The organism is Methylobacterium sp. UNC300MFChir4.1, from assembly GCF_900110155.1.
Lineage (GTDB): Bacteria > Pseudomonadota > Alphaproteobacteria > Rhizobiales > Beijerinckiaceae > Methylobacterium.
In genome coordinates this window covers 220,393-232,477 of record NZ_FOCS01000007.1, presented here as the reverse complement: position 1 = coordinate 232,477, position 12,085 = coordinate 220,393, and the positions used below count along the sequence as shown (strand labels likewise).

Sequence of the window (12,085 nt, the reverse complement as noted above, 5' to 3'; positions counted from 1 at the left end):
CGCGCGGCTACGAGGAGGGCAACCACGGCGAGGCCGCCCACTACGTCATCGAGAAGGCCTTCGTCGAGAAATAGCGCGCCCGCGCAGGCCGGTTCGGCCTCAGCCCGGTGCGGTCCGGAATTCAGGCCGCGCGGACCCAGACCGCGGTGTCGTGGAAGGCGGCGCCATCGTTGGGCGCGGCCGGTGCGGACCCGATCAGCGCGTTGATCCCGCTGCCCCCGCCGATGAAGGCCGTGCTCGGCCACAGGCTCTCGACCACGACGACGCCCGGCTGCTGCCCCTCGGCCAGCCGCGCGTGCAGCCGGACCCGGCCGCGGGCGTTGCCGACCTCGACGGCGTCCCCCGTGCCGATCCCGAGCCGGTCGCCGTCAGCGGGGTGGATCAGGCAGGTCGGCCGCCCCTCGCGGCGGAGCGACTCGGGCACGTTGGTGAAGGTCGCATTCAGGAACTGGCGGGCCGGCGGGGCGATCATGCGGAACGGGTGCTCCGCGTCGGCGGGCTCGGCCTCCGGCCAGTGATCCGGCAGGGACGGCATCCCGGCCGCGCGCGGGCCCAGGGATGCCCAGTCGGGCGCGAAGCGGAAGCGCCCGTTGGGATGGCCGAACCCGTTCAGGAAGTGGCTCTCGGCAAAGTCCGGCTGCGCGTCGATCCAGCCCTCCGCCTCCAGCCTGTCGAGGCCGCCCCAGCCGGAGCGCGCCAGGGTCGCGTCGGCGAGGTCCCGGGCGCTCAGGTGGAAGCCCGCGTGGTCCGCGCCGAGCCGGGCGGCGAGCGCCGACAGGAGCGCGTGGTTCGAGCGGCACGCGCCGGGCGGCTTCAGGATCGCGGGGCCGGCCTGGATGTGGCTGTGGCCGCCGGCCCCGTAGATGTCGTCGTGCTCCAGGAAAGTGGTGGCCGGCAGCACGAGGTCGGCGAGCGCGGCCGTCTCGGTCAGGAACTGCTCGTGCACGGCCACGAACACGTCCGGCCGCGTGAGCCCGGCGCGCACCCGGGCGCTGTCGGGCGCTGAAACCGCGGGATTGGCCGACTGGATCAGCATGGCGCGGACCGGGGGCCCGCCCTGCAGGGCGTCGGGATCGTCGGCGAGCACGGCGCCGATCCGGCTCATGTCGAGCTCGCGCACGCCCGGCGCCCTCGCGTCGAGACCCTCCGTCAGGGTCTTGTCCCAGTTGAAGATCGCGGCGTGCTGCCAGAGGGCGCCGCCGCCCGGGTGCTGCCACGCGCCGGTGACGGTCGGCAGGCAGGTCACCGCGTGCAGGTTCACCGCGCCGTTGCGGCTCCGGGTGAAGCCGAAACCGCAGCGGATGTAGCTGCGCGGCGTGTTGCCGTAGAGGGCCGCGAAGGCCTCGATCGCGGCGGGCTCCAGGCCGGTGATCGCCGCCGCCCATTCGGGCGTGCGCGACGCCAGATGCGCCTCCAGCGCGGCCGTGTCCTGCGCGTGCGCGGCGAGATAGGCCCGGTCCGCGTGGCCGTCGCGGAACAGGACGTGGAGCACCGCGCAGGCCAGCGCCCCGTCGGTCCCGGGCCGGGGCGCGAGGTGGAGGTCGGCCGCTGCCGCGGTCCCGGTGCGGTACGGATCGATCACCACCAGCTTGGCGCCGCGCGTCTTGCGGGCGCGGCTGATGTGGGTCATCGCGTTGACCTGCGTGCTGACCGGGTTGCCGCCCCAGACCACGATCAGGTCGGCCAGCGCCATCTCGCGGGGATCCGGCCCGGCGATCCGGCCGACCCCGGCGCTCCAGCCCGCGATCGCCACCGCCGTGCAGATGGTGCGCTTGCGCCGCGAGTAGCCCATCACGTGGGTCAGCCGGTGGATGCCGTCGCGCTGGACGAGGCCCATGGTGCCGCCCGAGTTGTACGGCCAGACCGCCTCCGGCCCCCAACGGTCCGCCGTCTCGGAGAAGGCCGCGGCCAGCCGGTCGAGCGCCGCGTCCCAGGAGATCCGGCGCCACGCCCCGCCGCCCTTCGGCCCGACGCGCTCCATGGGGTGCAGGATCCGGTCCGGGTGGTGGACGCGCTCGCCGTAGCGGCTGACCTTCGCGCAGATCACCCCGGCCGTGTAGGGGTTGTCGCCGCCCCGGACCGAGACGACGCGCCCGTCCGCGACTTCCACGTCGAGGCTGCAGGCGGAGGGGCAATCGTGCGGGCAGACGGTCCGGACCAAGCGACGAACTCCCGTGGCGCCAGCATGGGGAAGCAAGGACCGTGCGGTTCTGGGCCTTCCGCCGGGGGACCGCAAGGCGTGTTGCCGCCGGTCGCTCGGCGCAGGGCGCCCGACATCGCCGACAGGGCACCGATCCCCTGGACCGCCTCGACCACGGGCGTCGCCGCGGAGGCGACCTCGCCGGCCTCCCCCGCGCAGGGTCCGCGCGCGCCCGCGGACCGCGCGCTCAGCTCACCGCGTCGAGGGACGTCTGCGCGATGCGGAACGCGAGCTGCTTGAGGGCGACCGCGCACGCGTTGGTGACGTGGAGGCGGGCCAGCTGCTCGGCCTTCGCGGCGTCCCGGGCCCGGAAGGCCGCGACGAGGGCGTCGATCTCGGCGAGGCTGTGCGGCAGCCGCTCGGGATGCATCAGCGATGTCGCGCGCAGCAGGTTGATCCGCGAGTAGAAGCCGCGAAGGGTCTCGCGGACCAGATCGTTCCCGCAATGGCTGAGCATCACGTCGTACAGGACGCCCTTGGCGCGCAGGACGCGGTCCGTGTCGCCGCTGCCGGCGGCCTCGCGCAGATCACCGGCAGCGCGTCCGAACTCGGCGATCGCCGCGTCCGTGGCCTGGGTGGCGAATTCGTGCGCCGCGTAGCCTTCCAGCACGGCCCGCAGCGCGTAGAGCTGACGCGCCTCCTCCACCGAGATCGAGGCCACGACCGGGCCGCGATGCGGCACCGTGTGGACGAGCTTCTCGGCCTCGAGCCGGCGCAGGGCCTCGCGCACGGAGGCGCGGCTGACGCCGAGCCCCTCGCACAACTCGCGCTCGATCAGCCGCTCGCCGGGGGCGTAGACGCCCGACGTGATCGCCTCGCGGACGGCGTCCTCGACCTTTTGCCGGAGCGTGTCCGGCTGGATGGCCCTGATCTTGTTCATCGCTGGGGATTCGGGGATCGCTGGCGAGCCGAAGCGGTGGCATGGCGCAGCCTCGGGTGGCAAGGCGTGCCCCGGCGCGCGTCGGTCAGCCCCGGCCCCGCACGGCCAGTTCGTCGCGCAGGATCGGCGCGGCCAGTTCCGCGCCGTGCATGCCGATCAGGCTGACGATCTCGAGGACTTCCATCAGCTCCTCCTTGGTCGCCCCGTAGCCGAGGGCGTTCTTCATGTGCATCTTCAGGCCCGGCACGTAGAGGTGCGTCGCCGCCGCGTCGAAGGCGCAGTAGACGAACTCCTTCATCTTCGGCGTGAGCACGCCGTGGCGCCAGGGCCAGGCCGAGAAGTCGAGGTAGCCCTCGAACAGGTCGGGATCGAGTTCGAGGAGACCGTCCCAGAACGCGTGCCAGTAGCCCCGGTCGCGGGTGAAGTCGGATTTCAGCTGCTCCTGCCGCGGCGTCAGCGGCGCGGGGCCGCTCCGCTGACCGGCCTCCTCCAGCACCTCCAGCAGCAGCGGCACGCCGATGTTGCAGGCGTGGATGCCGAGGGTCGCCGTGAGCGCGAGCACCTCCGTGATCTCCTCGGCCGTCGCGCCCGCCTCGAGGGCGTTGCGGATCTGGCGGCGCGTCCCGGGCGCGTAGAGGTGGGTCGCGGCCGTCGCGGCCGAGAGCGCGATCAGGGCGCGGTCCTTGGCGCCGAGATGGTTCTTGCGCACGGGGACCATCGCCAGCCGGGCCCAGGCGTCGAGGAAGCCCGGGGCCAGCTCGGCGAGGGCCGCCTGCTCCGCGTCCCAGTAACCGAGCTCGCCCTGCACGGTGTGCCGGAGGCTCTCCGGGCTCGGCGCGGGCCCGGTCATGCCTTGGCTCCGGCATAATCGGCCTCGACCACCTCGTCCTGCCAGTCGGTCTTGCCGAGCGAGATCGCCGTGTGGAGCAGGTAGCTGTCGGCGGCCGCGCCGTGCCAGTGCCGCTCGTCCGCGGGGATCCAGACGGTGTCGCCCGCGCGGATCGGCTGCGCCTGCTGGCCCGCGACGCAGATCCAGCCCTTGCCGGCGGTGACCTGCAGGATCTGGCCCTGCGCGTGCGCGTGCCAGAAGGTCCGCGCGCCGGGCGTGAAGAAGACGTTGTTGATCATCACGCCGCCCGTCGACGGCATCACCGGATCGGCCCAGACCTGCCCGGTGAAGGTCGGCCCGCGGCTCTCGGACTTCGCGCTGTTCTCGCGGCCGTGGAAGATCTGCATCGTATCCTCTCAGTTCTCGTGTCGGTTGCCGTGGAGCCGGACACCGCCGGAGACGTCGCCGATGGCGTCGACGACGCGGTTGGAGATGACGTCGCCATAGCCGAGCGCCGTGGCGAGGCCGAAGCTCGCCATCGGGCCGGACGCGTTGAGGGAGGCGACGCCGAGCTCGTGCAGGAGATCGGTGTAGAGCACGACGTCCTTGGTCATCAGCTTGCCGGTCAGGCCGCCTTCCAGGTAGTCGCCGTCGACGATCTTCGGGAAACGGTTCAGCGTCGCGAAGTTGACGCCGCTGGAGGCGTTCAGCACCTCCAGGAGCCGGTGCAGGTCGAGCCCGGCCTTCCGGCCCGCGACCATGACCTCCGCGGTGGCGGCGAGGCTGACCGCGTTCAGGAAGTTGTTGAGCAGCTTGGTCGTGTGGCCGGCCCCCGATCCGCCCATCACGACGACCTTCTGGGCGATCGGCGCGAACACCCAGCCCAACCGGTCGATGACGGCGGGATCGCCGCCGACCATCAGGGTCAGCGTGCCTTTCTCGGCCGCGGCGGCGCCTCCGGAGATGCCCGCGTCGACGTAGGCGACGCCGCGCTCGGCCAGCGCCGCGGCGATGCGGCGCGTCGAGCTGGCCGAGGCCGTGCTGAGGTCGACGACGATCTGCCCGTCCCGGCAGCCCGCGAGGACCCCGCCCGCGCCGAGCACGACGCGCTCGACCACCTTGCTGTCGGGCAGGGACATCAGGACCACGTCCGTCTCACCGACGACCGCGGCGATCGAGCCCGCGTCCGTCGCGCCCCAGCGCGCGGCGGCCTCCCGGTCGGTGTCGTAGCCGACCACATCGATCCCCGCGCCGGTCAGGCGGCGCGTCATGCGGCCGCCCATGTTGCCGAGCCCGATGAAGCCGATCCGGTTCCCGTTCATGCTGCGTCCTCCGCGCGGCGTCCGGCTCAGTGGCCGGTGCCGAAATCGACGTCCTTGGTCTCCGGGCCGATGAGCGCGCCCACGGTGCCGATCAGGCCGCCGACGATCAGCAGGACCACGGGCGTCAGCGCGAGCGGCATCAGCGCGCTCAGCCAGTCCATGTAGAAGGCGTAGAAGGACGGGATCACCACCGAGAGGCTGAAGCCGATGCCGAAGCCGGTGGCGCGGACATCCGTGGCGAAGCGCTCGTTGATGTAGGTGACGATGACGCCCCAGGGCGAGGTCACGATCACCGCCAGGAGGCTGACCAGCAGCACGCGGGTGCCGAACGCCATCTCGGGCGTGACGGTCAGCGTGTAGAGGATGTACGCGCCCACCGTCGCGATCAGCGGGCCGACGATCACGAAGAACCGCCGGCGGCCGATGACCTGCCCGAGCAGGCCGGAGCCGATGTAGCTGAAGAACAGGATCGTGTAGCAGATCATCAGCGTCGCGGTCAGCGCGAAGCCGTTGAGGTGCAGGGTCTTCACCAGCAGACCGGTCGGCATGTAGATCGTGATGATGTTCTGCGTCGTCCAGAAGCCGGTCATCAGCAGCAGGACCTGCAGGAGGTCGCGCCCGCCCTTCCCGGTGAACAGGCCCGCCATGGGCGATGCCTCGGCCTGTTCGCCCCCGGCGGCGGCCTCCTTCTTCCAGACCTCCGATTCCGAGACCTTGTGGACGTAGTAGAGGGCGAGCAGGCCGGCCAGCGCCGCGCCGACGATGAAGGGGATGCGCCAGCCCCAGACCGTGTAGGGCGACCCGGGCCCGTCGAGCGGGAACAGGTAGAACATCAGCATCGTGATGAGGTTGATGCTGACATAGGCGGCCGGGAAGCCCGCGATGATCAGGCCGCCGACGAAGCCGCGCTTGTCCTTCTTGGAATACTCGATGGCGAGCGGCATCGCCCCGGTGTAGCCGCCCCCGAGGAAGATCCCGTCGAGGAAGCGCAGCAGCACCAGCAGGATGTACGAGGCGAGGCCGAGCGTCTCGTAGCCGGGCAGCAGGCCGATCAGCAGCGTGATCACCCCGAAGCCCGCCACCGAGTAGATCGAGGCGGCCCGACGCCCGACCTTGTCGGCGATCAGGCCGAAGATGAGGGCGCCAATCGGGCGGCCGAGCAGGGTTGTGATGAACACCAGCGAGGCCAGCACCGTCTCCATCTGGGGAGACAGGTTCTTCGGCTGGAACATGAACATCACTGGCGCCAGCGCGACCACCGGCAGATAGATGTCGAACATGTCGATGTATTCGGAGAAGAACGCGCCGCGAATGGCGCTCTTCCGCTTCTCCTCGATCGACTGGGACGCGGCCGAGCGCGCGCCCGCCGTGTCCGTTGCCAAGGCTGCCGACGTGACCGACATGGCGTCTCCCTCCCTGTTCGTCTGCCGCGCGAATTTTCTGACTGCGTCGGACCTGGGCGCGGGTGCGGGCTCAGCGCCCGCTGGCGTGCTCTCTGTCCCAATCGGCGATCGCCGCGGAGGCGGTCCGGAAGGCCGCCAGGGCCGCCGGGGCGCCGCAATAGACGAGCGCCTGCATCAGCACCGCCTGGATCTCGTCCCGGGTCACGCCGTTGTTGAGCGCGCCTTTGACGTGGACGCCGAGCTCGTGGTGCTGGTTCATCGCGGTCAGCATCGCGATGTTGAGCATGCTGCGGGTCTTGAACGGCAGCGTCTCGTCGCCCCAGACCGCGCCCCAGCAGTACTCGGTCACGAGCCGCTGGACCGGACGGTTGAACGCGTCGGCATTGGCCCAGGACTTCTCGACATGGGCGGCGCCGAGGACGGTCTTGCGGTTCTCGAAACCCTGGCCGAACAGCTCGCTCTCGTCGGACATCTGGTTCTCCTGGTCGGGGCCGACGCGCGCGGGCGCCGGCCGCATCGCGCGGGACGGTTCAGTCGAGGCCGAAGCCGATCATCGCCTTGGTCTCGAGGTATTCCTGGAGACCGGCCTCGCCCCATTCCCGGCCGTTGCCGGACTGGCGGTAGCCGCCGAACGGCGCGTGGACGTCCGGGGGCGGGTAGTTGATGTGGACCTGCCCGCCGATGAGCCGCCGCGCCACGGCGCGCGCCCGGTCGCGGTCCCGTCCCTGCACGTAGGCGGCGAGCCCGTAGCGCGAGCCGTTGGCGATCGCGACCGCCTCGTCCTCGCTGTCGTAGGCGAGGATCGACAGGACCGGGCCGAAGATCTCCTCCCGCGCGATGGTCATGTCGGGGGTCACGTCGGCGAAGATTGTCGGGCGGACGTAGAAGCCGCGCTCGAGGTGGTCCGGCCGATCCGGACCGCCGGCGACGAGCCGCGCGCCCTCCGCGATGCCGGTGCGGATCAGCCCGACGACGCGCTCGTACTGGGTGCGGTTGACCACCGGGCCGAGATCCGTCTCGGGGTCGGCGGTCGGGCCGAGCCGGAAGCCCGCCGCCGCCTCGGCCGCGATGGCGGCCGCCTCGTCCATCCGGGCCCGGGGCACGAGCATCCGCGTCGGGATCGAGCAGGACTGTCCCGAATTCGTGCAGCAGGCCGCGACGCCGCGCCGGACCGCCTGATCGAAGTCGACGTCCTCCAGCAGGATGTTGGCTGACTTGCCGCCGAGTTCCTGCGCGACGCGCTTGATGGTCGGGGCCGCCGCCCGGGCGATCTCGATCCCGGCGCGGGTCGACCCGGTGAACGAGACCATGTCGATCCCCGGATGCGCGGCGATCGCGGCGCCGACGCCGGGGCCGTCCCCGTTCACGAGGTTGAACACACCCGGCGGCACGCCCGCGTCGTGCAGGACCTGCGCGAACAGCATCGCGCTGACCGCCGAGTACTCGCTGGGCTTTAGCACCATCGTGCAGCCGGCCGCGAGCGCCGGGGCGATCTTCACGACGATCTGGTTGATCGGCCAGTTCCAGGGGGTGATCAGGCCGCAGACGCCGATCGGCTCGCGCCGGATCCGGGTGGTGCCGCGATCCTCCTCGAACGCGAAGCGCTCCATCACCGCGATCAGCGCGTTGAGGTGCGCCGGGCCCCGCGCCGCCTGCCCCTTGCGCGCGAAGCCGATGGGCGAGCCCATCTCCTGCCGGATCGTCTCCGCGAAGATCTCGAACCGCTCCTCGAAGAGCGCGAGGATCCGGCGGAGGAGCGCGACGCGTTCGGCGGGCGCCGTCTCCGAGAAGGCCGGGAAGGCGGCGCGGGCCGCGCGCACGGCCCGGTCGACATCCGCGGCATCGCCGAGCGCGAGGGTGCCGAACGCCGTCTCGGTGGCGGGGTCGATCAGCGGGAACGGCCGGGCCGAAACCGGCTCGACCCAGGCGCCGTCGATGTAGAAGCGGCTCAGGTCCGGGAGCGCCATGGTCTCAGGCTCCCTCGGCCAGCAGGCGGTACATCTCGGTGTGGTCGGCCGCGGGCCCGACCTCGGCGGCGATGGCGTGCCAAGTCTCGATGCAGTGCCGGCCGAAGCCGAGCGGGTAATCGACCGATCGGGCCAAGTCCCCGGCGATGCCGAGATCCTTGTCCATCAGCTTCAGCGAGAAGCCCGAGGCGAAGCTGCCGCTGAGCATGAACTGCTTGACCTTGTTCTCGGAGGTGTTGCTGCGCCCGGACGAGGCGTTGAGCACGTCGGTCATGGCCTCCGGCGCGATGCCGAAGCGCTGCGCCACGTGGAGCGCCTCGACGGTGGCGAGCAGGCCCGCGGCGGAGACGAAGTTGTTAAGCGCCTTGGCGGCGTGGCCCGATCCCGCTTGGCCGATATGCAGGACGGATGAGCCCATCGCCTCCAGCACCGGCCGCCAGCGGGCGAGGAGATCCGCCTCGCCGCCGACGAGGATCGCGAGCGTGCCGTCCACGGCCCGCCGCACGCCGCCCGAGACCGGCGCGTCGAGATAGCCGAGCCCCTTCCCGGCGAGCGTCTCGCCGAGGGCGCGGGAGCGCACCGGCTCCGACGAGCTCATGTCGATCACGGTGGCGCCGGCCGGGAGCGCGTCGGCCCAGCCCTCGTCGAGCAGCACCGCCTCGACGATGGCCGAGTTCGGCAGCATCGTGATCAGCAGGTCGAGTTCGGACGCGTTCTCCCGCGTGAGCGTCGCCGCGCCGAGATCCCGGGCGAGCGCGTCGGTCCGGCCTGCATCCGCGTCGAGCAGGCGGAGCGCGTGCCCCGCACGGGCCAGGCACCGGCTCATGGGATCGCCCATCATGCCGAGGCCGATGACGCCGATGGTTCTCTGTTCCATGCCGTGAATATCCCTCTGGGCGACGGCCGGACTGGCCCGGCGCCGCGTGTCCCCGTCAGCGCAGGGCGGAGAAGTCCGTGGGGGCGAGGAAGGTGTTCTCGATCCGGGCGACGATCGGCCGGTCCTTCTCGGTCTCGGCGCGGGCGGCGATCCAGTCCGGATCGGCCTGGAAGGCGTTCCAGCGCGCCTCGCGCTGGGCCATGTCCTCCCACTTGAGCAGGTAGGTGAGCGCGTGGTTGTCGGGACCGACGAGCGTGGTCCAGAAGCCGACCTGCTCGATGCCGTATTTCTGGAAGAAGCCGAGCGTGGTGGAGCGGAACCGCTCCAGCAGGGCCGGCAATCGGGTCGGGGCGCAGTAGTAAACGCGCATCTCGACGATCATGGAATCCTCCGGTCAGTAGGTCGGTGAAGCGGTCGGAGGCAGGTCGACGCGCGCGATCCAGCCGGCGACATCCGCGGACGCCGGCGGGTAGATCGCGAGAACCTGCGGATCGTGGCCCGGGACGATGTGATTTTCGGACTCGGCCAGATGCCGGACCGTCCGGTAGCCCTCGAACATGTCGCCGACATTGTAGACGATGGGATAGGCGAGCCGGCGACCGATATTGGCGTAGAAGTGCGCGGCGTCGGAGGCCAGTACGACCCAGCCGCGCGCGGTCCGGACTCGGACGATCTGCAGGCCGTCCGAATGGCCGCCGACCCGGTGGAGGGTGATCCCCGGATACAGCGTGTCGGTCGTCTCGCGGAAGCGGACGCGGTCCTCGAACAGGCGGTCCACCATCGCTTTCACGTCCTCGGCGGCGAAGGGGTGGCGGACCTCCGGATGGCACATGCACCGGCCGGTGCAGAACGCCATCTCGCGTTCCTGGACGTGGAAGCGGGCCGTCGGGAACAGGTCGTGGTTGCCGGCGTGGTCGTAATGCAGGTGGGTCAGGACGACGTCCTCGACCCGCAGCGGGTCGACACCGATCCGCACCAGGCCCTCCTCGACCGGCCGCACGATGCTGCGGCCCCGCTTCGTCGCCATCGCGCGGTCGAAGCCGGTATCGACGACGATCGTCCTGCCACCGCCGACGACGACCCAGACGAAGTAATCGATCGGCATCGGGCCGTCGTGGATGTCCCCGCCGATGAAGTTCTCGCGGGCCATACGGTGATGATGCGCGTACTTGATCGCGTAGATCTCGTAGATCTCTGCGTCCATGCGGGCGTTTCCTTCGGGCGGCCGGTTGACCCGGCTCATCCTCGCGGATGCCTCTCATCCGCGGGCCAAATGGAGCACATCGTCCGACAATCTGTCAATCTGGCAAAATCTGGTCCGCATCCGCCGATCAGGCCGGCGCCCTCGGGCGACGCATCGCGAAGCCGAACACCCACAGGGACAGGCCGAGATTGATCGCCGCCACGGCCAGCATCACCTCCAGCAGGGGCAGCAGGCCGAGCCGTTCGGCGACGTAGCCGCAGGCCAGGGGCGTGATCGCCTGGCCGAGGAGCGGGAGGCGGGCGAGCCGGCCCATCGCCGCCGCGTACTGGCCCTGTCCGTAGAGCGCCAGCGGCAGCGTGCCCCGCACGACGGTGCGCATGCCGTTGCCGGCGCCGTAGAGCACCATCGCGAGCCACGCCAGGGACGGGATCGTCGCTAGCAGCAGGAGCCCCAGCCCGACGCTGGCGCTCGACAGGAGCAGGGACCAGGCCGGGTGGGCGCGGCGGCCGAGGGCCAGTTCGACGACGCGCACGCCGACCTGGGCGGGACCGATCAGGCCGGTCAGGGCCACCGCGGCGGTCGCGCCGACGCCCAGCGTCTGCAGCAGGTTGAGCAGTTGCACCGAAGTGGCGGTCATGATCATCGCCGCCATCGTGAAGGTCACGGCGAGCAGGCGCTCCGCCGGCAGGCGCGCCGCTTCGGTCGAGCCGGTCGGCTCGTAGGGCCGGGGTGCCGCGGCGGGCTCGACCGCGCCCCGGCTCCGGGCCGGCAGCGCCCAGGCGAAGAGTGGGACCACGAGGGCGACGGACAGGATCGCGTAGGTGAGGCAGGCCCCGCGCCAGCCGACATGATCGACCAGGAACCGCGTGGCGGGCCAGCAGAGCGAGACCGCGAAGCCCGACGAGATCGCGATCTGGGTCATCGCCCCGCGCGCGGCGGCGCCGTAGGCTTGGCCGATCGCCGCGAAGAGCGGGTCGTAGAGCGCGGCCGACATGCCGAGGCCGGCGACCATCCAGGCGAGCAGGAAGACCGGGAGGGACTGCGCGACCGCCATCAGCACGAGGCCCGCCGCGATGATCGTGGCGCCGGCTACGAGGACCGGCCGCCCGCCGTGACGCCGGATCATGCGGCCGACGAACGGCGCGGGCAGGCCCGACACGAAGATCGCGAGCGAGAGCGCGCCCACCACCATCGCCTGCGGCCAGCCGGTCTCGGCGACGATCGGGTCCGAGACGACGGCGGTGAGGAAGAACGTGCCGCCCCACAGGACAATCTGCGTGACGCCGAGGGCGACATTGCCGGCGATGGTCGGACGCGGCAGCGTATCGGGCGGCTCTGAGCCGCGCGCGGTTGGGGCGCCGGGCACGATGATGATGTCTCCCAGTGGTCGTCTTCGAGGCTGC

The 12,085-nt window shown here is 71.4% G+C and carries 12 protein-coding genes; all 12 read right to left on the bottom strand.

From position 1 onward, the window contains the following. Positions 1-121 precede the first annotated feature (121 nt). The 12 genes from BMY19_RS12740 to BMY19_RS12685 all read right to left on the bottom strand — a co-directional run bounded on the left by BMY19_RS12740 (position 122) and on the right by BMY19_RS12685 (position 12,048). Positions 122-2,161 (bottom strand): molybdopterin-containing oxidoreductase family protein, encoded by a 2,040-nt coding sequence (locus tag BMY19_RS12740; protein ID WP_100251935.1) that lies wholly within the window; start codon positions 2,159-2,161, stop codon positions 122-124. A 226-nt stretch (positions 2,162-2,387) separates the two neighbouring features. Continuing rightward, entirely contained in the window at positions 2,388-3,080 is a 693-nt protein-coding gene (locus tag BMY19_RS12735; protein ID WP_042672622.1) for a GntR family transcriptional regulator, read from the bottom strand. 85 nt (positions 3,081-3,165) lie between these two features. Further along, the gene (locus tag BMY19_RS12730; protein WP_100251934.1) at positions 3,166-3,930 is read right to left on the bottom strand and encodes a carboxymuconolactone decarboxylase family protein; all 765 of its coding nucleotides are present in this window, start codon (positions 3,928-3,930) and stop codon (positions 3,166-3,168) included. Further along, the gene (locus BMY19_RS12725) at positions 3,927-4,316 is read right to left on the bottom strand and encodes a cupin domain-containing protein (protein ID WP_100251933.1); all 390 of its coding nucleotides are present in this window, start codon (positions 4,314-4,316) and stop codon (positions 3,927-3,929) included. The genes BMY19_RS12730 and BMY19_RS12725 overlap by 4 nt, the downstream gene beginning before the upstream one ends. A gap of 9 nt (positions 4,317-4,325) precedes the next feature. Further along, positions 4,326-5,261 carry an NAD(P)-dependent oxidoreductase gene (locus tag BMY19_RS12720; RefSeq protein ID WP_280141626.1) on the bottom strand — a complete coding sequence of 312 codons (936 nt, stop codon included), beginning with the start codon at positions 5,259-5,261 and terminating at the stop codon, positions 4,326-4,328. Continuing rightward, entirely contained in the window at positions 5,258-6,634 is a 1,377-nt protein-coding gene (locus BMY19_RS12715; protein WP_091928047.1) for an MFS transporter, read from the bottom strand. The genes BMY19_RS12720 and BMY19_RS12715 overlap by 4 nt, the downstream gene beginning before the upstream one ends. A gap of 70 nt (positions 6,635-6,704) precedes the next feature. After that, on the bottom strand, positions 6,705-7,106 hold the full coding sequence (locus tag BMY19_RS12710) for a carboxymuconolactone decarboxylase family protein (RefSeq protein ID WP_091928057.1): 402 nt from the start codon (positions 7,104-7,106) through the stop codon (positions 6,705-6,707). Between the two features lie 58 nt (positions 7,107-7,164). Further along, the gene (locus BMY19_RS12705; RefSeq protein ID WP_100251932.1) at positions 7,165-8,601 is read right to left on the bottom strand and encodes an aldehyde dehydrogenase family protein; all 1,437 of its coding nucleotides are present in this window, start codon (positions 8,599-8,601) and stop codon (positions 7,165-7,167) included. Between the two features lie 4 nt (positions 8,602-8,605). After that, positions 8,606-9,478: an NAD(P)-dependent oxidoreductase gene (locus BMY19_RS12700; protein ID WP_100251931.1), complete on the bottom strand. Its 873-nt coding sequence runs from the start codon at positions 9,476-9,478 to the stop codon at positions 8,606-8,608. Between the two features lie 55 nt (positions 9,479-9,533). Beyond that, on the bottom strand, positions 9,534-9,860 hold the full coding sequence (locus BMY19_RS12695) for an NIPSNAP family protein (RefSeq protein ID WP_020093160.1): 327 nt from the start codon (positions 9,858-9,860) through the stop codon (positions 9,534-9,536). Positions 9,861-9,872: 12 nt separating this feature from the next. Further along, the gene (locus tag BMY19_RS12690; protein WP_100251930.1) at positions 9,873-10,682 is read right to left on the bottom strand and encodes an N-acyl homoserine lactonase family protein; all 810 of its coding nucleotides are present in this window, start codon (positions 10,680-10,682) and stop codon (positions 9,873-9,875) included. Between the two features lie 127 nt (positions 10,683-10,809). Next, the gene (locus tag BMY19_RS12685) at positions 10,810-12,048 is read right to left on the bottom strand and encodes an MFS transporter (RefSeq protein ID WP_020093158.1); all 1,239 of its coding nucleotides are present in this window, start codon (positions 12,046-12,048) and stop codon (positions 10,810-10,812) included. Between the last annotated feature and the right edge of the window lie 37 nt (positions 12,049-12,085).